The organism is Candidatus Manganitrophaceae bacterium (assembly GCA_016200325.1).
In the GTDB taxonomy this organism is placed as follows: Bacteria; Nitrospirota; Nitrospiria; order SBBL01; family Manganitrophaceae; genus Manganitrophus.
The window spans coordinates 135,089-153,375 of the sequence record JACQEZ010000011.1; the positions used below are offsets into that span (position 1 = coordinate 135,089).

At 57.3% G+C, this 18,287-nt stretch carries 12 protein-coding genes; 8 read left to right on the forward strand and 4 right to left on the reverse strand.

The genetic code is table 11. From position 1 onward, the window contains the following. Positions 1-5: 5 nt before the first annotated feature. From HY282_08565 to cbiE, 4 genes are all read right to left on the reverse strand, one after another. Complete coding sequence (locus HY282_08565; protein ID MBI3803798.1) at positions 6-1,403, reverse strand: HAMP domain-containing protein; 1,398 nt, start codon at positions 1,401-1,403, stop codon at positions 6-8. Positions 1,404-1,445: 42 nt separating this feature from the next. Continuing rightward, the gene (locus HY282_08570) at positions 1,446-2,342 is read right to left on the reverse strand and encodes a hypothetical protein (GenBank protein ID MBI3803799.1); all 897 of its coding nucleotides are present in this window, start codon (positions 2,340-2,342) and stop codon (positions 1,446-1,448) included. Between the two features lie 419 nt (positions 2,343-2,761). Then, a complete protein-coding gene (locus HY282_08575; protein ID MBI3803800.1) occupies positions 2,762-3,295 on the reverse strand; it encodes a hypothetical protein in 534 nt (177 codons plus the stop codon). A 121-nt stretch (positions 3,296-3,416) separates the two neighbouring features. After that, entirely contained in the window at positions 3,417-4,058 is a 642-nt protein-coding gene (gene cbiE, locus HY282_08580) for a precorrin-6y C5,15-methyltransferase (decarboxylating) subunit CbiE (GenBank protein MBI3803801.1), read from the reverse strand. 272 nt (positions 4,059-4,330) lie between these two features. On the opposite strand from cbiE, the gene HY282_08585 reads away from it, so the two are divergent. The 8 genes from HY282_08585 (at position 4,331) to rlmD (ending at position 18,232) form a co-directional block, all read left to right on the forward strand. Beyond that, positions 4,331-4,603, forward strand: coding sequence for a DUF1844 domain-containing protein (locus HY282_08585; GenBank protein ID MBI3803802.1), 273 nt, complete (start codon positions 4,331-4,333; stop codon positions 4,601-4,603). Positions 4,604-4,688: 85 nt separating this feature from the next. Then, positions 4,689-8,615, forward strand: coding sequence for a translocation/assembly module TamB domain-containing protein (locus HY282_08590; GenBank protein MBI3803803.1), 3,927 nt, complete (start codon positions 4,689-4,691; stop codon positions 8,613-8,615). A 224-nt stretch (positions 8,616-8,839) separates the two neighbouring features. Next, complete coding sequence (gene bamA, locus HY282_08595; GenBank protein ID MBI3803804.1) at positions 8,840-11,353, forward strand: outer membrane protein assembly factor BamA; 2,514 nt, start codon at positions 8,840-8,842, stop codon at positions 11,351-11,353. A 17-nt stretch (positions 11,354-11,370) separates the two neighbouring features. Next, on the forward strand, positions 11,371-12,684 hold the full coding sequence (locus HY282_08600) for a tetratricopeptide repeat protein (protein ID MBI3803805.1): 1,314 nt from the start codon (positions 11,371-11,373) through the stop codon (positions 12,682-12,684). An 11-nt stretch (positions 12,685-12,695) separates the two neighbouring features. Beyond that, positions 12,696-13,346, forward strand: a complete 651-nt coding sequence (locus HY282_08605; GenBank protein MBI3803806.1) for a DUF4390 domain-containing protein — start codon at positions 12,696-12,698, stop codon at positions 13,344-13,346. A 29-nt stretch (positions 13,347-13,375) separates the two neighbouring features. Continuing rightward, a complete protein-coding gene (locus HY282_08610) occupies positions 13,376-15,544 on the forward strand; it encodes a HAMP domain-containing protein (GenBank protein ID MBI3803807.1) in 2,169 nt (722 codons plus the stop codon). Between the two features lie 30 nt (positions 15,545-15,574). Continuing rightward, complete coding sequence (locus tag HY282_08615; GenBank protein MBI3803808.1) at positions 15,575-16,954, forward strand: sigma-54-dependent Fis family transcriptional regulator; 1,380 nt, start codon at positions 15,575-15,577, stop codon at positions 16,952-16,954. Positions 16,955-16,963: 9 nt separating this feature from the next. Continuing rightward, complete coding sequence (gene rlmD, locus HY282_08620; GenBank protein MBI3803809.1) at positions 16,964-18,232, forward strand: 23S rRNA (uracil(1939)-C(5))-methyltransferase RlmD; 1,269 nt, start codon at positions 16,964-16,966, stop codon at positions 18,230-18,232. Positions 18,233-18,287: the final 55 nt, after the last annotated feature.

An 18,287-nucleotide genomic window follows, 5' to 3' on the forward strand; every position in this document is an offset into this window, starting at 1 on the left:
GATGTCTAGTAGACGACTTGATAAATCTGGACCGGATGGCTCTTTCCTTTGAGCATCATCGGCTCCAGCGGGATGGTTTTAATCTCTCCGCAGACAGCCTTATAGGTCTCCGGACAGATGAGAATTTTCTCTTTGCCGCTCTTCGACTGAATCCGTGCCGCGAGGTTGACGTCGTCGCCGATGACCGAGTATTGCATCTGCTTTTCCGAACCGATGTTTCCCGCGACGACATCGCCGGTCGCGATCCCGATGCCGATGTAGATCGCCTCGGCGCCCCGCCGGTCGCGCTCTTCGTTTAGATCGACCAAAGCTTTCTGCATTGCAATGGCGGTCCGGACGGCCCGCAGCGGATCGTCCGGATGACGAACCGGCGCGCCGAAGACCGCCATGATCGCGTCGCCGATAAACTTGTCGAGAACCCCTTCATGCGCGATGAGGACATCGACCATCACGCTGAAATACTCTCTCAAGATGCTGACCACCTCTTCCGGCGCCATCCGCTCCGACATCGAGGTGAATCCGCGGATGTCGGAGAAGAGGACGGTGACGCGTCGTCGCTCCCCGGTTAAAACGACATCTTTCGCCTCCAAGAGCTTTTCGGCCACCTGCGATGAGACAAACCGCTGGAAGGTCCCTTTGATCCGATCCCGCTCTCTGAGCCCGGCGATCATAAAATTAAATGCATTTGCCAACATCCCGATCTCATCTTTATTCGGAACCGCCACCTCCGCCGAAAGGTTCCCCTTTCGCACCTCTTCCATCCCTTGAACCAACACCTGAATCGGCTGCGTCATCGATGAGGCGACGCCGAAGGCAACCACCACCCCCAGCAGGATAAAACCAAGGGTTAATCCGGCGGCGGTCAAGCGGGAGGAGAAGACCTCCTGTTCCACCCCTTGAAGTGAGAATCCCACCAAGATCCTCCCCCGGCTCCCCTCCCCCTGCTGAAGGGGAACCTCCAGCGGAAGAAGCGCTCCCCAGCGCGCGGGATCGAGGCTCTCTCCCAGTTTTCGAACGATCGCCGAAACCAGTTCTTGCTCGGCCGATGCAATCTCCTCTCGCTTTAACAGCGATTTTAAGAGGGGCCGATTGACCGCAGCGGCCTGGGCTTTGCCGGACTCATCCAAGACCACCACATAGAGCGCATTTGGATCCAGCTCTGGAACAAGCGAGACGAGGCTCTTTGAAAGATCCCACGGCGAGACGCCGGGGAGGCGAATCAGGCTCATCGAGCCGATCGTCTGGGTCACCCTCACCGCCCGCTTCTTTAGCTCTCCGCGCAGCGTCTGCTCGTGGCGGAGGCCGAAAAGAAAGGTGAGGGAGGAGGTCACGACGAGGATAATGAGAATCACCAGCAGGGTCAGCTTGAGCCGAAGCCCAAGGCGGAAAGGAGAAGAACTCATTCGATCATTCTGACCCGAATCGTTGATTTCATTCTCCTCTTGTTAAAAGAGATACCCGAGGAGCGCCAGGTAAGAGTAATCGTATCCCAACGCGAAGTCATTGATCAGGGCGATCCGGACGGCGGTGGAGAAGAGGAATTTCTCCTTAAACTGCACTTTGAAGCCGGGGGTGACATCGAGGCTTTTTTGCGCGGCGGTCTTATTTTTCGAATCCAACGATCCTCCCCCTCGACGGTAGAGGAGCTCCGTAAAGAAAACGAAGTTCTCTCCGAAGGAGCGGGCGAGCGCGGCATTGGCGATCACCAGATCGGTCGGGTTCACCCCCGAACGGCCGTCCATCGTATATTGATAGCCGATTTGAAGATGAAGGTCGGAGTAACCCCAGAGGGAAGCCGTCCAAGCCAGATCGAGATCGAGCTCGGGGTTGTCGCTTCCCGCTTCATAACCGGTCGGAAGCTTGACCAGCCCACGGACCGAGATGTTCGGATTTCGAATCATGGTGTACTTGGCGGAGAAAGAAGGATTCGAAAGGTCTTTCGTCTCCACCTTGTCGGTCGCGCTTCGGACACGGGAGGTATCGAACTGGAAAGCGGCCCCGACCGACCATCGATCGGTGACCCCATAGTTGACGAGGAAGACTTTGGAGACCAATTCGGCTGCGACGCTCGCGCCGAATCGATCTTCAATCTTATCCCCGAAGGCGCGGGTAACCCGTGTGTTCAGATAAGCGAAGTTGAGGCTTCCCTCCCCGGCCCTGAAGCTGGGGGTTCCGGTCATGGTAAAAAGCGGGGTCGCCTCGTTCGTCTCGGCCCCCGAGATCCCCCCGATTCCGCCGATCGCTCCCAGCTGCGCCCGCGCCGTCATCGGTAAGCCAAGGAAGAGGAGGCCGATTACGATATAGAGGAAACCCAATTTCCAGAGCTGTCTCGCCCGCGCCATATTCTCCTCCCGTTTAAGGTGCCTCTAGGCCGCGATACCAAAACTGTATTTGATCGCGGGTCCGCTTCAAGAAGCCTCAACACGGGATTCAAGTATAGCAAAAGATTTCGTATTGGCAATTTTGGGATATTCCAAGAGGGGAAGAAATGAAAACAGGGATTCACTTAATAAGAGAAATCAGGCATCCGACTCTGAAAGAGAGGGGGTCGGCAAGGAACAATGATGTGCCATTGAACAATCGCCGAAGTGATTTAAATTCGATTCTTCGAATCTTAGGGAAGCGAGGGAACCGGGGTGATCTCTTTCACCGTCGGCGTTGTCTCCGGTGCAGTGCTTCCATCCGGTGCGTCGTCTTTTAATGCTTCTTTTTGTGCTACCTCGTCCATCGTTTCATCGATCTCACACATACCACGCTCCTTTTATTTTTCCGACAGGGATGCTTTTTCCCCGGGCCGAATTTGAATGGAGAGCCGGTTGGTGACGATCTCCCCGGTCCAAAAATCTTTCCCCTTCAAATCGATCCCTTGGGGCGCTTCTTTGATTGTATAGGTAAGCCGGACACCGTACAAACCCCTCTTCAGCGGCTCCGAGGTGATCTCTGAGAGGGGTGGAAGTCGCTTCTCAATCTGCTCATTCGGCTTCAACTCGACAAAATCCTGCGGGGTCAATCCCTTGGCCGGAGCGGTCTTAATCGGCATGAAACCTTGCGGCTCCGCAAAGAGCTCCCACTGAAGATCGTTGAAGGGGTCGAGTCGCCGACTGACAATCAGCGGCCCATCGGTATTGTTCTTCAATCTAACCGTCAGAAAGATCGGCTCACCGGTTTTATAGATCGGCTTGTCGGATTTAATATAAATTTCCAACATCCCGGTCCGGCCCGATTCATCGGCTGTCGCCGTCTGTCCGATCAGAAGAAAGAGTATGATGACGAATAGGAATCGATACCTTCTCATTCAATTTCTCCTGCCAAACCGCTCCGCCTCGTCTGGACGGCGGCGATCGTCGATCTATCCAAACGGTCCTCAGTCAACATCCCCTCCCTCCGACGGTATCGGGAGGATGATTCGCTCCATTTTAAGGTCCCTTTAACAGAATCATCACACCGGCGGGGGAGAAGGTCTTTCCGATCAAATGGGTGAGATTGGTTTTGGTCAGCCGTTCCTCTCCCCCTCCGATCTCTTCGAAGAGGTAGACCCTCCTCTCCTCAATCCCATGCTGAAGGAGGAGTTGCGCCACCGCCGCAGGGGTGTGCCGGTCATCGGTCAGGAGGCCCGCCTTGCTCGCTGCACGGACCGGTTCGACAATCGCCTCAATCGGCCGGTTGCGGACCGATCCCAAATAAGCATCTCCCCATCCCTCTTTGATCCGTGCAAAGGCCAGCTGCATCGTGCTGACGTTGGGAAAAATTTCGACCCCATCCTTCCCGAGCTGCGCAATTAGCTCCGGTCCAATCCCGAAAAAATTCGGATCGCCGGGGGCCAGCACCGCCATTTGCCGCCGTCCCAGGTTTGATCGGATGATCCCAACGGCTTCTTTCAAATCGGCTTGGAGTAAGATCTTTTTTGCATCATGATTCGGAAAGAGGGCGAGCAGCCGCTCGCTGCCGAAGAGGATCTCGGCATCTTGGATCAACCGCATCGCCTTGAGGCTCATCGAGAGAATCCCGTCCTCGCCAACCCCGACCACCTGGACTTTCTCCTTAAACGGCTCTCCCATGTCAGCAAGCAGTCCCTTTTCCCTCTAATGACCGGTAGTCTAAGCCTCCAGCGCCGATTAAGTCAATGATGAAATCAGGACAGCTTGCCTTGAAATCAAAAAGGGTTTGTGATAATTTATTCCCGGAAGGAGACGTGATGGAAGAAGAGAAGGGATTTCAAATTAGAGATCGCCGCGCCCACCTTTCGGAGACAGGGAAAGAGAAGGCCTCCGAGAAAACCGGCGAACAGAAACCGACCTCCCCTCCCCAAGCCGAGGCCGCTTCCCACGCCATGGAAGGAGAGGCCTCTTTCCCGGTTAATTTCTCCTCTTTTATACTTTCGCTCGCCACATCCGCGCTGATCCACCTGGGGCAAGAGGCCAATCCAGCCACGGGGGAGAGATCGGTCGAGCTCCCGTCGGCGCGCCAAGTCATCGATCTGATCTCTCTGCTCGAAGAAAAGACCAAGGGGAACCTGACCAAGGAAGAAGAGAGCCTCCTCAGCCAGATCCTCTTCACCCTGCGGATGAAGTATGTCGAGGTGGAGAAGAAACGCCATCCCTGATCTCGCCCCCCTCCTTTTTGAATTGAAGAGGGCAAGCCGGTCGGCATTCTCCTCCCTTTGACCCGCTTCAAACAAGGAGCCCTGTTTGTCGAAAAAGTGGATCCTATCCTTCCTTTTCGTCTCTGCGCTGCTCTTTTTTCTCATTCATCTCCTCCTCCAAAGCGGCCTCATTTCGGATAAGGCAAAAGGGGTCGCAGAGCGAACCCTCGCGCGTCTGCTCGGCCGACCGGTCCGGATTGAGCAGGTCCAGCTCCGCTCTTTCTCGGCATCGATTCTCTTCAAGGGAATCTCGGCGGCGCCGGCCGGCGCCGCTTCCCCCTTCTCGGCCGATGAGATCCGAGTCTACTTCAGCCCCTGGTCTTTGATCACACAATCTTTTTTCATCCGCCAGGTCGTCATTGAATCTCCTGCCGTCGCCCTGACACCGGAGTTTCTGGCAGCGTCTCCCTTCTCAATGAAGGGGGGGGCGAAGCAAGGCCCCCCGCCGGTCGTCATTCGCGCCATCCGGATCAACAACGGATCATTCTCCTATCAAGGAGCAGGGGCCGTCCGTCGCGTCTCGGTCGGCGGCGTTCACGCCGAGATCCGTCCCGACCTGCGGATGAGCCAGTTCGAGATCGACCTCTCCGCAGACAAAGGGACCTTCTCGACAGAGCAGGGGGAGCGTCCGCTCGATCACCTGGAGGCGAAGGTTCTCCTTCTTCCCGGATCGGTCGAGATCAAACAAGCGCTGCTTGATTCCGGACGCGCCTCGCTGCGAACCGACGGAACCCTTCATTCGAGAGAAGCAAATCGGCTCGACCTTCGGATCGACCTCCGCTTTCCGCTGGAAGAGGGCGGTCTCGCAGCGGTCGCCGAGCGACATCTCTCCGGCGAGGTGCTCTTCCAGGGACAAATTAAAGGCATTTATCCGAACCTCACCGTCGTCGGGAAGATCGCCCTCCCACACCTCTTCTCCGCGGGGACGGAGGTCGGCTCTTTGCTGTCGGAGATCTCCTACGGCGATCGGAAGCTGACGATTCCCTCCCTCTCCGGGGCGCTTTTCTCCGGCTCGTTCTCCGGAAGCGCAGAGGGGGACCTCACCGAGGAGACCCCGCATTATCACACCTCGCTTCAATTCCACCACCTCCCCTTCGAGAGTGGACGGCGGCTCCTCCTGAACACCGAGTCGGTTTACGACCGTGCCTTGGGAGGAACCTTTGCGGAGGGAACCCTCTCCGCGTCGGGTCAGGGGATGGCGCCGGAGGCCTGGATCGGAGAGGGACAAATCACCGTCAAACGGCTTCCTCTCTTCTCCCCCCCCTTCCCGGCCGACGCCGGAAGCGCGTTTAAGCTGATCACCCTTCTTCAAGAGGCCGATCTTCGCTGGAATTGGGCGGAAGACCGATTGACGGTGAACCAAGGCAAGATGACTCTGCCGCGCGTCGAGGGAACCTTTCAAGGGGGTTGGACCCGACAAGAAGGGCTCTCCATGGAAAGCGCCCTTTCCGCGGAGGAGATCAAAGGGGTGGCGGAACCGCTCGGCCTCCCCCTCACCGGCGCGCTTCGTCTCGACGGGGTGGTCTCGGGGGCCGTCGACCAACCCCGCGCCGAAGGGAAAATCGTCCTCGACCGCTGGACCCTTCAGAAAGAGGCGATGGGGACCCTTGTCTCCCAGTTTTCCTACGAAGCGCAGACACTGCTCCTGAAGGAGGGAACGTTGCAGTCGCCGGTTCCCGCCGGCAATAAACCTCCCCCCTTTCGGTTCGATGGCAGCCTCCGATGGAGCGAATCCCACCCGCTCGCCTTCGACATCAAAACGAAAGTCGCCTCCGCCGATCCCCAGAGCATCTTCCGCTTCTTCAAGCTCTCGATTCCGCTCCAGACCACCGCGACCGGGGCCCTTTCGATCTCCGGGACGCCGCAGGCCTTTACGGTGAAGGGCCCGCTCACCGTGACCCGAGGGGTTCTTTATGACGAGCCGTTCGATCGAGGAAGGCTCGATTTGACGGTAACGGAAAAAGGGGTCGCCCTCCAGAAGGTCGTCCTCGAACGGGAGAAGGGACGCGTGGAGGGGGAAGGGGAAATCCAGTACCGCGGGACCTATCGCCTTGCGGCAAAAGGAACCGCGCTTCAGATCGAAGAGATCCATCTTCTCCGGAGCCGCGTGCCGCTGCTGTTCGGGAAGGCAACGATGGAAGTGACTGGGGAAGGAAGCTTCCAAAAGCCAAAACTCAGGGCGGCCGCAACCCTTCAAGGCCTTCGATACGGCGAGATGGAGGGAAAAAGCGGGACGCTCAAAGTCGACTGGAACGAGAAGCTGCTTCGCTGGGAGGGAACGGTTACAAAAAACCTCACCGCGCGGGGGGAGATCCGGCTGACCGAATCTTATCCTTTCTCTTTTCAAAGCCAATTTGGAAGGCTTCGCGTCGATTCTTTCCTCAAGGAGCGGCTCTCCCCCCCTTTCTCTAAGATGACCCTTTCCGTGACAGGAGAGCTGGAAGGAAACGGGACCCTCTCCCGGATCGATCAGATGAATCTGACCGGGAACCTCACGGAATTCAATGCCGATCTCGGCGGCTATCCGGTCGACAATGACGGCCCGATCGCCATCCGCGCCGCGCAAGGGGTCTTCGCTTTTGAAAACGCCCGGCTCAAAGGGGAGAATACCGCCTTGGAATTCAACGGCGGCATGACCCCGTTCAAGCAATGGGATCTTTTTGTGAAGGGAGAGGCCAACCTAAACCTCTTCCCCTTCTTCTCAAAAACCATCACCTCGGGAAGGGGAACCGCAACGCTCGATGTGAGGATCGCCGACCAGTGGGAGGCGCCGACGATTCGGGGAGAGCTCTCACTTCAAAACGGCACGATACGAACGGTCTCTTTCGCTCAATCAATCCATGTCTCTTCTCTCTCGGTCGTTTTTAGCGAGCGGGCGCTGCTCCTGGAAACCCTTGAAGGAGAGATGGGACGGGGCCGGTTTCATGCGAGCGGGAAGGCCGATCTGGTCGGATTCGGAATCGGCCGGTTCGGATTTCTTCTGGAGATCATCGACACCCGTGTCAGCTTCTTCCAGGATTTGCCGGCCACGGTGAATGGAGAGCTCTTCTTCCAGAGGGAGGGAACCGATCAAACATTAAAGGGAGAGCTGACCGTCAAAAAGGTGATTTACGATAAACGGATCGATCTTAAATCGTTGGTCACGGAGTTCCGGAAGAGAAAGGACGAGGAGATTGCCACGGAGACCCCGTTGATCGGCGGCGCCAAGATGAACATTCACGTCTATGGAAAAGAAAATATCGCGATCGACAACAACTGGGCGAAGGCCCCGGTTGAAGTCGATCTTTTTCTAAAAGGGACCATCGACCATCCCCTGCTGATCGGACGGGTCGAGATGCCCCGGGGAACAATCTATTATCGAAAAAACGAGTTCAAAATCGGGTCAGCCTCCTTGGAGTTCTTGAATTCGGAAAAAATCGACCCGACCATCCAACTGAATGCGAAAACAACCGTGATCCAGCGGGTCGACCTGAAGGACCCCGGGAAAAAGTATGCGGTCGACTTGAGCCTCACCGGCACCCTCTCCCAATTTACGTTGTCGTTGGCGTCCGATCCGCCGCTCGCCGATACCGATATTTTGGCCCTTTTAACGTTTGGGAAGACAACCTCGGAACTCGCCCAGACCCAAAAAGGAGCGCCTGGAAACGAGGCGGCCGGACTGGCCCTTTCCGGGGTTCTCGAGGGTCCGGTTCAGAAGCTGACCGATCCGTTTCAGAAGTTTACCGGGATCGATCGGATCCAGATCGATCCGTACCAGAGCGGATCGAAATCGTCGATCGGTCCCCGATTGACGGCGGAAAAACGGCTCCTGGATGACCGGGTGATCGTGACCTACACCACCACGCTCGATCCCACGGAAGAAGACCTGTTTCGAATGATTTATGAACTCACCAAAAATGTCTCCCTGGTGGGGGAGCGGGATGAATTCGGGCAGCTACGGGGGACGGTCCAATTTCGATTCGAATTTCGATAATTCTCATCCTCGGCCTTTTCTTCTTCCCCCGCGCCCTTCCCGCCGCCGAATGGGAGGGGCGGACCATCCATCAAATCTCCTTCGATTCGAGTGAACATGCCTCCGAGAGCGAGGCCTTTGGGATCATCGGCCTCCACCCCGGAGAGCCTTATCAAACACGCCAAATTCGCCGGTCGATCGAGAAACTCTACGAGACCGGAAAATTTAAAGACATCTGGGTCGAAGTGGAACCGACGGTGGAGGGAGGGGTCTCCGTCAAGTTCGTCCTGGTCGAAAAGCGCTTTCTGGCCGATATCACCGTTTTAGGAAATCATTTTATTTCCGAAAATGAAATCCTCCAGACGATCCCTTTAAAGCAGGGGGAGGAGTTCACCGAGGCGCGGTGGGAAAAGGCACTCTCCGCGGTGACCGCCCTCTATCGTTCCAAAGGATATTTTCAAGTCAGACTGACCATGGAGCTCAGGCACCGCGACGAGGACCGGCGGAAGGTCGACCTGACCCTCCAGGTCAGCGAGGGGGACCGGGCCCGAATACGGAATGTTCAATTTACGGGAGAGAGGATCTTTTCCGACCTCACGCTGACGGTGCAGATGATTTCGCTGCTCGGGGGAGGCTCGCTCAAGGGGGAGTATTATCGCTTCGATGTTCTGGAAGCGGACCTCCAGCGGTTGCAGGATTTTTATGAAAAAGAGGGATATCTGAAAGCCACCGTCGGCCCGCCGGTATTGGAGGTGGTGGAAAGAACGAACGAAGTCGATCTCACCATCCCGATCGCCGCTTCGAACCGAGTCGATCTCTTCTTTGAAGGCCGGACGCCGTTCTCTGAAAAGCAATTGAGGAAATTCGTACTGATCAAAGAAGAGCGGAGCGATTCGGACGAGATCCTCGAAGAGAGCGCGCGACAGATGGAAGAGTTCTACCGGCGCGAAGGATATCCGTTCGCCAAGGTGACCGTGACCTCCCGCCGGATTTCCGAAGAAAACAGAATAGAAGCGCATTTTCAGATCAAGAGCGGATTTCGGACCCGTATTGAAAAAATCGACTTCTCCGGCAACCACACCTTTTCCCGGAAGCGGCTTCAGGGGGTGATCCGTCTCAAAGAGGAGGGACCTTTTACCAAAAGCCGCTTCACCCAGGAGCAACTCGATCGGGATGTTGTTTCCCTGATTCAGTTTTATAAGAAAGAGGGGTTCCGAGATCCCCAGGTCACCTCCGAGGTCCGATTTGACCCCGCGATGGCGTCCGCCACCCTCCTCTTTAAAATCGACGGAGGAATCCGGACACGCATCGGAGAGGTACAGCTCCAGGGGAATCAGGCGCTCTCCGAGACACAACTGAAAAAGGAGCTCCAGATCCGATCCGAGATGCCCTACAACGAGACCAGCGCGAAAGAAGGGGCGCGGCAACTCCTCGCCGCCTATGAAAAGGTGGGCTATCCCTATGCTTCGGTCAACCCGTCGATTCGTTTCTCCTCAGATCAGACATATGCCGACCTGACCTATGAAATCATTGAGGGTGAGCAGGTCCGGCTCGGCCATATCACCCTCGACGGCAACCTGCGTACCCACGATGATGTCCTGCTTCGGGAGATGGCCTTGAAGGAGGGAGACCCTTATAACGTGGAAAGCATTTTAAAAAGCCAGCGACAGCTCTATCGGACCGGCCTCTTTTCTGTCGTCCACTTCGACCCGATCCACCCCGAAGCGCATCCGACCGTGCAAGATGTCCAATTGCGCGTCGTCGAGCGTCCGAGCATCGCGCTCGATTTTGGCGTCGGCTATGCAAACTATGAACGGCTACTGGGCTTCCTGGAGGTCTCTCATCGGAATCTCTTCGGAACGGGACGATCGATCAGCGCCCGCGCCGAGGGAAGCTCGATCGAAAAGCGATACACCCTCGGCTATAAAGAGCCCTGGTTTATTTTTCCCGATACCGACGCCCATGTCGTCGCCGCCTACATTGATCAAAAACAAACCTCTTTCGACCTCGTCCGTGTCAGCGGCTCCGCCGGGTTTGATAAGAGCTTTTCGGAGAGCCTCAAAGGCTCTTTCTTCTATCAATACGACCGAAATCGGACCAGCAACGTCGCCGCAGTCGCCATCCTCACTCCGGATGATACCGGAAAGGTGAATATCGCCAGCCTCAATCCCTCCTTGATCCTCGACACCCGGGATGATCCTTTTAACCCGCGATCCGGCTCTGTCAACGGCATTACGGTCCGGGATGCGGCCCGGATTCTCGGCTCCGAAGTTCAGCTCGTGAAAGTGACCCTTCAAAGCAGCTGGTATCAGGCCCTCTCGAAGCGGTTCGTCTTCGCCTTCTCCGCTCGGACCGGGGTGGCGTGGCGGTTCGGAGAGACCTCCGATATCCCGCTGCCGGAGCGGTTTTTCGTCGGAGGAAGAAGCACCGTCCGCGGCTATGACCAAAACAAGCTCGGCGTCCAAGGGGTGACGATCATCAATGGGGAGCCGACCGGGGGGAATGCGATGCTGATCTTCAACGAAGAGCTCCGGATCGCCCTCCCCCAATCGTTCGGCCTCGTTCTTTTTTTCGACCACGGGAATGTCTGGCGGGGATACCGGGACATTCGTTTTCCCGACATCAAATCGACCACCGGCATCGGTATCAGGTATAATACCCCTGTGGGACCCTTTCGCCTCGATTGGGGATATAAGCTCGACCGTGAACTCGGCGAGAGTCCTTCGGCCATTCACTTCACCCTCGGCCATGCGTTTTAAATCGTGAGGCACGCTCGTTGACCTTAAAGAAAAGGTGGCTTCTCCTGGCGCCGGCCGTCTTGCTCCTCTATCTTCTCTTTCCGACAAAAGAGGAAATCGCAAACCGGCGGGAGCCGGGGACCCCTCCGGCCATGCTTCCACGAGGGACCGGCTCGCCGCTCCCTCCCCCGGCTTCACCGGGAGAAACGGCCGCGTGGGTGACCCTGAACGAAAAAGGGGTTGCCTACTTCAAGAAAGGGGAGTATGCGGCGGCGCTGGAGGCCTTTGCAAACGCATCGGCGCTCCGGCCGGAAGAAGAGACGCTGCGGCGAAACCTGGCAGAGGCGCATGCCCAGCTTGGATGGGAGGCGCTCCGAGAGAACCGGCCGGCCGCGGCCGAGCCGCACTTTCAGACGTCGATCCAAATGTTCGAAGGAGGGGCGGCGTTCTACTTCGGCGCCGCGGCCGCCCTCCACGGCCAGCAGAGAGAGACGGAGGCGCTCCAACGGGTAGCGCAGGGGCTCTCGCGTGACCCCAACCAGCCGATCGGCCACAAGCTGCAGGGAGAAATTTATGAGGCGCAACACGATCCTGCGCGTGCGATAGAAGCGTGGAAACGGGCGCTGGCGCTCGATCCGAAAGACCTCTCGTTGGCTGCACGCCTTGAGAAGCTCGCACGGGAAGAATCGCTCTTCTCCCGCTTCCAGCGGGCCGAGACCCGCCATTTCGAGCTCCTATTCGAAGGACGGGAGGAGAAAGAACGGGCCCGGACCATCCTCTCGCTGTTGGAGGAGGCTTACCGGGAGATCGGGAAAGCCTTCTCCTATTATCCCGCACAGACAGTGGTGGCCCTGCTTTACACCAACCAGCAATTTAGAGATGTGACGCGAAGTCCCGCTTGGACAAAGGCCCTCTTTGATGGTAAAATCCACCTTCCGATCGGGGGTCCGATCGAGAATGAGGCTTTGTTGAAAAAGATCATTTATCACGAGTTCACCCACGCGCTCATCCACCAGCTCTCACACGGAAAGACCCCGACCTGGCTGAACGAAGGGTTGGCCCTCTATTTTGAAGAAGGGGCCGGCGACGAAAAGGTCGACCGGAGCCGTCCGACGCCTCCCCTCCCTCTCGACCGGTTGCATGGCTCCTTCCTGTCGTATGATGAACCAACCGCCCGGCGCGCTTATGAAACCAGCCGCTCCGCGACCGCATATTTGATCGATCGCTACGGCTTTTTCAGAATCAAGCTCTTTCTTGAGGAATTGGGTGGCGGCGACCCCTTTTCGGAGCGCTTCGAGCAGCAGTTCCTGATCTCCTATCCCGATTTTCAGCGGGCATGGCAACGAAACTGAGACAGTCGACGATGAACCGGTTCCGGTGGATCTCTCTCTTCTTGTGGATCGCACTTCTCTTTTCCCCCGTCCGCCTCTTTGCCGCCGGCCCAGAGCGGATTAGAAATGTGGTTACGGAGGTCGTCAACCAAGAGGTCGTCGTCTCAGCCGACCTGATCGAAGGATTCAACAAAGAGATCATCGATGACATTCAAGACGGCATCCCGAAAGATTTCTACTACTACCTTCTCTTGAAGCGGAAGCAGAAGAGCTGGTTTGATGAGGAGATCCTCGCAAAAACGCTCCGGTACACCGTCAAATACGACACGCTGAAGAAAAAGTACACGGTCATTCAAAGAGACGGAGAGCATGTGGTGGAAAACACGATCGACAGCTTGGAGGCGATGCGGCGGATGGTCTCCCATATCGATCATATCCGGATCGCTCCCATTCACATTCTAAAATCGAGATTCCGCTACTACGTGAGCGTCAAATCCCAGATGAAGGCGGCGAAGCTCCCCCTCTATCTCGATTATTTTCTTTTCTTTATCCCTTTTCTCGAACTCGACACGCCGTGGGCCAACTCCGAGATTATTTCGCTCGCGAAGGGAGAATCGGTCCCTGCATCGGTGATGGCCCTGCGAGGAGCAACCCCTTCGGACCGGATCGGATTCACAAAATGAATCACCCTCCCCTTGAAAACAAGCCCCCGATGAAGACGAGGAGCACCCTCCGTCCCGCCCTGATTACCGCCCTCTTCCTCCTCCTCTCGGTTTCGCTGACCCTCCTCTTCTTCAAGGGGGTCGAGGGGCCGGCCCTTTTTTCGACCAACATCTTGGTCCTGACGCTGGTGAACGTCAACATCACACTGGCCATCCTCTTGGTTCTCCTCCTCTCCCGCAACCTCATCAAGCTTTACTTCGAGCGGCGGAAGCAGCCGCGATCGAGCTTTAAGAGCAAGCTCGTTGCCGCTTTCGTCGGCCTCTCGATGATTCCGTCGATCCTTCTCTTTATCGTCGCCAGCGGCCTGTTGACCAGCAGCATCGAGAACTGGTTCTCCATCCAGGTGGAAAAATCGCTGAGCCACTCGCTGGAGGTGGCGCAGGGTTATTATCAAAAAAGCCAGGAAGAGATCGGCCTGCTCGCCCGGCTCACCGGGCAGACGATTCAAGACCGGCATCTTTTGGAAGGCCCCTACGAAGAGCTGGCTCGCGCCCTCGACGCGCAGCAAAAAGAGTATGGCGTGGAGGCGATCCATCTTTTTACCCCCAGCTTTCAACGCTTTGCTTCGACCTCCAAGGGAGTTCAGCTCTCTGATTCGGTCTTTCCGCCGTCCGATCTTCTCCAACGGGCGCTGAATACCGCCGGGCCGATCACGACGATTCAATCGACCCGCCAGGGCGATTTAATCCGCGGCATCCTCTCGGTCAAATCAAGCGATCGGGTCGCCCTCTTGGTGGTCGACGGACGGATTCCCCCTGCGCTCGTCGGCAAGATGGAGGATATCAAAAAAGCGCTGGAAGATTACAAGCAGCTCAAGGCATTTAAAAATCCGATCAAAGGAAGCTACATTCTCTCCTTTCTGATCATCGTTCTCTTGATCATCTTTTCGGCCACCTGGTTTGGACTTTACCTCGCTCGGGGGATTACGGTCCCAATGCAAAAACTGGCGGAGGGGACCCAAGCGGTTGCGCAGGGAGATTTGGAGTTCCAGATCGACGTCCGGGCCAACGACGAGTTGGGGGTCCTCGTCGACTCTTTCAATAAAATGACCTCCGATTTGAAACAGACCCGTCAGAAAGTGGAGGAAGCGACCCGCTCCCTGACCGAATCGAACTGGGAGCTGGAGAGCCGGCGCGCTTACATGGAAGGGGTCCTTCAAAATATCGCCGCCGGGGTGATCGCCATCAATGAACGGGGGATCATCACCACCTTCAACCAGTCGGCCGAGCGGATTCTGGGAATCCGCGCCCGCGAGGCGATCGGAGAAGCGTATGCGGCGTTCTTCACCGGACGGAAGATGGCGGTCATGGCCGATCTGATCGACAAGATGCACCGCCTGAAAAAGGAGGCAACGGAGGAGCAGCTGCAGCTCGAAGCGCGGAAAAAGCTGTTAACGCTGCGGACGTCCGCCTCGCTGCTGAAGGGGGAGGATCATCGACAGCTGGGGGCGGTGATCGTCTTCGATGATTTGACCGAATTGATCCGGGCGCAGAAGCTCGCCACCTGGCAGGAGGTGGCGCAGCGGATCGCGCACGAGATCAAAAATCCGCTCACCCCGATCCAGCTCTCGGCGGAGCGCCTTCGAAAAAAGTACTTTGAGCGGTCGGATGATTTTGATAAGATTTTCGATGAATCGACCCGGATCGTCATCAACGAGGTGCACGACCTTAAAAACCTGGTCGACGAGTTCTCCAACTTCGCAAGAATGCCGGCGCCCCGCCCGACGCCGCAGAAGATCGATCCGATTTTAAAAGAGGTCATTGCCCTTTATCAGTCGGGCCACCGAGACATTCAGATTACCGCGGAATTCGACGAGGCGGCACCGCCGCTCAATCTCGATCGAGAACAGATCAAACGGGTCTTCGTAAACCTGTTCGATAACGCCATTGAAGCGATGAACCGCCGGGGCCGATTGGTCATCGGCACCATCTATGATGCGGCCCAGCAGCGGGTCCGGATTGAGGTGGCCGACGAAGGAAGCGGGGTCCCGCCCGAAGACCTCGACAAGCTCTTCCTCCCCTACTTCTCCCGGAAGAAAACCGGAACGGGACTGGGACTCGCCATCGTCAATCGGATCGTACTCGATCACAACGGCCAGATCCGCGTGGTCGCGCGACAGCCGATCGGAACGATCTTTGTCGTGGAGTTTCCGGCATGAAGAGGCGTACAATGTCCCTTGGAAATCGATATGTCTGAAAATATCTTGATCATTGATGACGAGCCGGCGATCCTCTCGACCCTCTCCGGGGTCTTGATGGATGAAGGGTATAGTGTCTCCACCGTCGAAAACGGCGCGGCCGCGCTCCGTGAAGTGCAGGGAAATCCGCCGGCGCTGATTCTCCTCGATATCTGGATGCCGGAGCCGGACGGAATCGAAACGCTCAAGCGGCTGAAGACCCTCTTTCCCGACCTCGTGGTAATCATGATGTCGGGGCATGGATCGATCGAGACCGCCGTGAAGGCGATCAAGATCGGGGCCTACGACTACATTGAAAAGCCGATCTCGCTCCAGAAAGTCGTGATGATGGTGGAGCACGCGCTGACCGAGTTTCGGCTCAGGCAGGAAAACCGAACCCTCAAGCGTCTCGTAGAAAAACGATATGAGATGATCGGGGAGAGCGGCGCGATCAGCCGCCTGCGGGAGCAGATTCGGATGGCCGGCCCCTCTCAAAGCCGCGTGTTGATCTCCGGCGAAAACGGCACCGGAAAGGAGCTCGTCGCCCGGGCGATCCACGCTGCCAGCGCACGCCGAAATCAGCCGTTTCTAGAGATCAACTGTGCCGCGATCCCTGAGAACCTGATCGAAAGCGAGCTCTTCGGCTATGAGCGGGGCGCCTTCAGCGGAGCCCAACATCAAAAGAAAGGCCAATTTGAATTGGCCGACGGCGGGACCCTCTTTCTCGATGAAATCGGCGACATGGCGCTGGCGACCCAATCCAAGGTGCTGCGCGTTTTACAGGAACAGGAATTCTATCGGGTCGGCGGAAGCGAGCGGGTCAAGGTCGATGTCCGGGTGATCGCCGCGTCGAACAAGAACCTCGCCGAGGAGATTAAGAAGGGATCGTTTCGGGAAGACCTCTACTATCGATTGAACGTCATTCCCCTTCATGTGCCGCCGCTGCGAGAGCGCCCTGAAGATATTCCGCAACTGCTGGAATACTTCGCCCAAGAGGTCGCGCAGGAGCAGGGAATCAAATTAAAGCGTTTTTCTCCGGAAGCGGTCGCGATCTTGAAGCGGGCGCAGTGGCCCGGCAACGTCCGTGAGCTGAAGAACATCGTCGAGCGGCTGATGATCATGGTACCCGCGCCGGTCGTCCAACCGAACGATCTTCCGGAGTTCATCACCGACGGTTTGATCGAGGAGAACTCCTTCCCGCCGTTTGAAGAAGCGGCCGGCCCCGGCTCGCTCAAGGACGCTCGAAATGCTTTCGAAAAGAAGTACATCCTCGCCAAACTTCAGGAACATGACTGGAATGTTCTTCAAACAGCGGAGGCGCTCCAGATCGAGCGAACCTATCTTTATCGGAAAATGAAACTCCTCGGCATTGAAGCGCCGGGAGAGGTCTAGAGGCCCGGCTTGCCAGATCAAATACTCCCCCTCCAGATTGAAAAGCTCGTCCATGGCGGCGACGGCCTCGCTCGCCCGGAGGGGCGGGTGGTCTTCGTCCCCTTCACCATTCCGGGGGAAACGATTGAAGCGAGAATTGTCCGCCAGAAAAAGGAATATGCCGAGGCGGAGATCGTCACGATTCTTACCCCCTCGCCGGAGCGGAGAGAGGCGCCGTGCCCCGTCTTCACGGTCTGCGGCGGCTGTCAGCTGCAGCAGCTGCCGGAAGAGGCGCAACTGCGCTATAAAGTCGAGGCGATGCAGGAGGTCTTGGCCCGCATCGGAAAGATCACGTCGGTCAATCTCCTCTCGGCCATCCCCTCTCCCTTCCCCTTTCACTATCGGACGCGAACCCAGTTAAAGGTCGCACGGGGGGAGATCGGCTATTATCGACAGAAAAGCCATGAGATCGTTTCGATTGAGCGCTGCCCGTTGCTGATCGCACCGTTGAATGCGGCGCTGGAGGCGATGCTCCGGTCGCTGCAACGGGACCGGCTCGAGGAGATCGAGCTTCAAGCGGTCCCCGCCGGCGACTTTTTGGTTGTCCTCCGGGGCGATCAATTTCCGCACGACCGCGGGGAGCAATTCTACGAGAGCGCACGGCAAGCGCTCCCGTTAAAAGGGGTGGTCGTCGGCAACCGGCGGGGCTGGCATATTTTTGGAGAGAATTTCCTGATCGACACCCTGCAGGAGAAGCGCTTCCGAATCAGCGAACGGGCTTTCTCGCAGGTGAACCCCGCCGTGAACCGTCTCCTGGTGGAGCGGGTGCTGAAATGGTCGGCGCCGACCGCAAGCGATCGGATCTTGGAGCTCTACAGCGGAATCGGCAATTTTACCCTCTTTCTGGCGGAGCGGGCGGGGGCCGTCACCGCCGTCGAAGGAAACCGCGCCGCCATCGAAGATGCGCGATGGAACCTCCAGAGCGCCGGCCTCGAGAACGTCACCCTTCAGACCGCCTCCGCACAAGAGGGGATGCGACGCGCCATCAAAGAAGAGGCGGGGTTCAGCCAGATCTTCCTCGACCCGCCGCGTGAAGGGGCCGGAAAACCGGTCATGGAAGGGATCGCCACCCTCGCCCCCGAAAAAGTCATCTACCTCTCCTGCGATCCGGCCACCTTCGCGCGGGACGCGCGGGTCCTGCTCGATCGAGGCTATGAGATAACGCGGCTCCAGCCGTTTGACATGTTTCCACAAACGGGACACCTGGAATTGCTGGCCGAGATGAGAAGAAAGAGATGAGAGAGGCGGGGGAGATCCACTTCGGCGTCCTGCCGCTGCAGACTTTGACCGAGAT

Excerpts from the sequence above, each read along its gene's own strand:
- HY282_08565 (MBI3803798.1), bottom strand. The coding sequence starts at position 1,403 with ATGAGTTCTTCTCCTTTCCGCCTTGGGCTTCGGCTCAAGCTGACCCTG.
- HY282_08570 (MBI3803799.1), bottom strand. The coding sequence starts at position 2,342 with ATGGCGCGGGCGAGACAGCTCTGGAAATTGGGTTTCCTCTATATCGTA.
- HY282_08575 (MBI3803800.1), bottom strand. The coding sequence starts at position 3,295 with ATGAGAAGGTATCGATTCCTATTCGTCATCATACTCTTTCTTCTGATC.
- cbiE (MBI3803801.1), bottom strand. The coding sequence starts at position 4,058 with ATGGGAGAGCCGTTTAAGGAGAAAGTCCAGGTGGTCGGGGTTGGCGAG.
- HY282_08585 (MBI3803802.1), top strand. The coding sequence starts at position 4,331 with ATGGAAGGAGAGGCCTCTTTCCCGGTTAATTTCTCCTCTTTTATACTT.
- HY282_08605 (MBI3803806.1), top strand. The coding sequence starts at position 12,696 with ATGAACCGGTTCCGGTGGATCTCTCTCTTCTTGTGGATCGCACTTCTC.
- HY282_08610 (MBI3803807.1), top strand. The coding sequence starts at position 13,376 with ATGAAGACGAGGAGCACCCTCCGTCCCGCCCTGATTACCGCCCTCTTC.
- HY282_08615 (MBI3803808.1), top strand. The coding sequence starts at position 15,575 with ATGTCTGAAAATATCTTGATCATTGATGACGAGCCGGCGATCCTCTCG.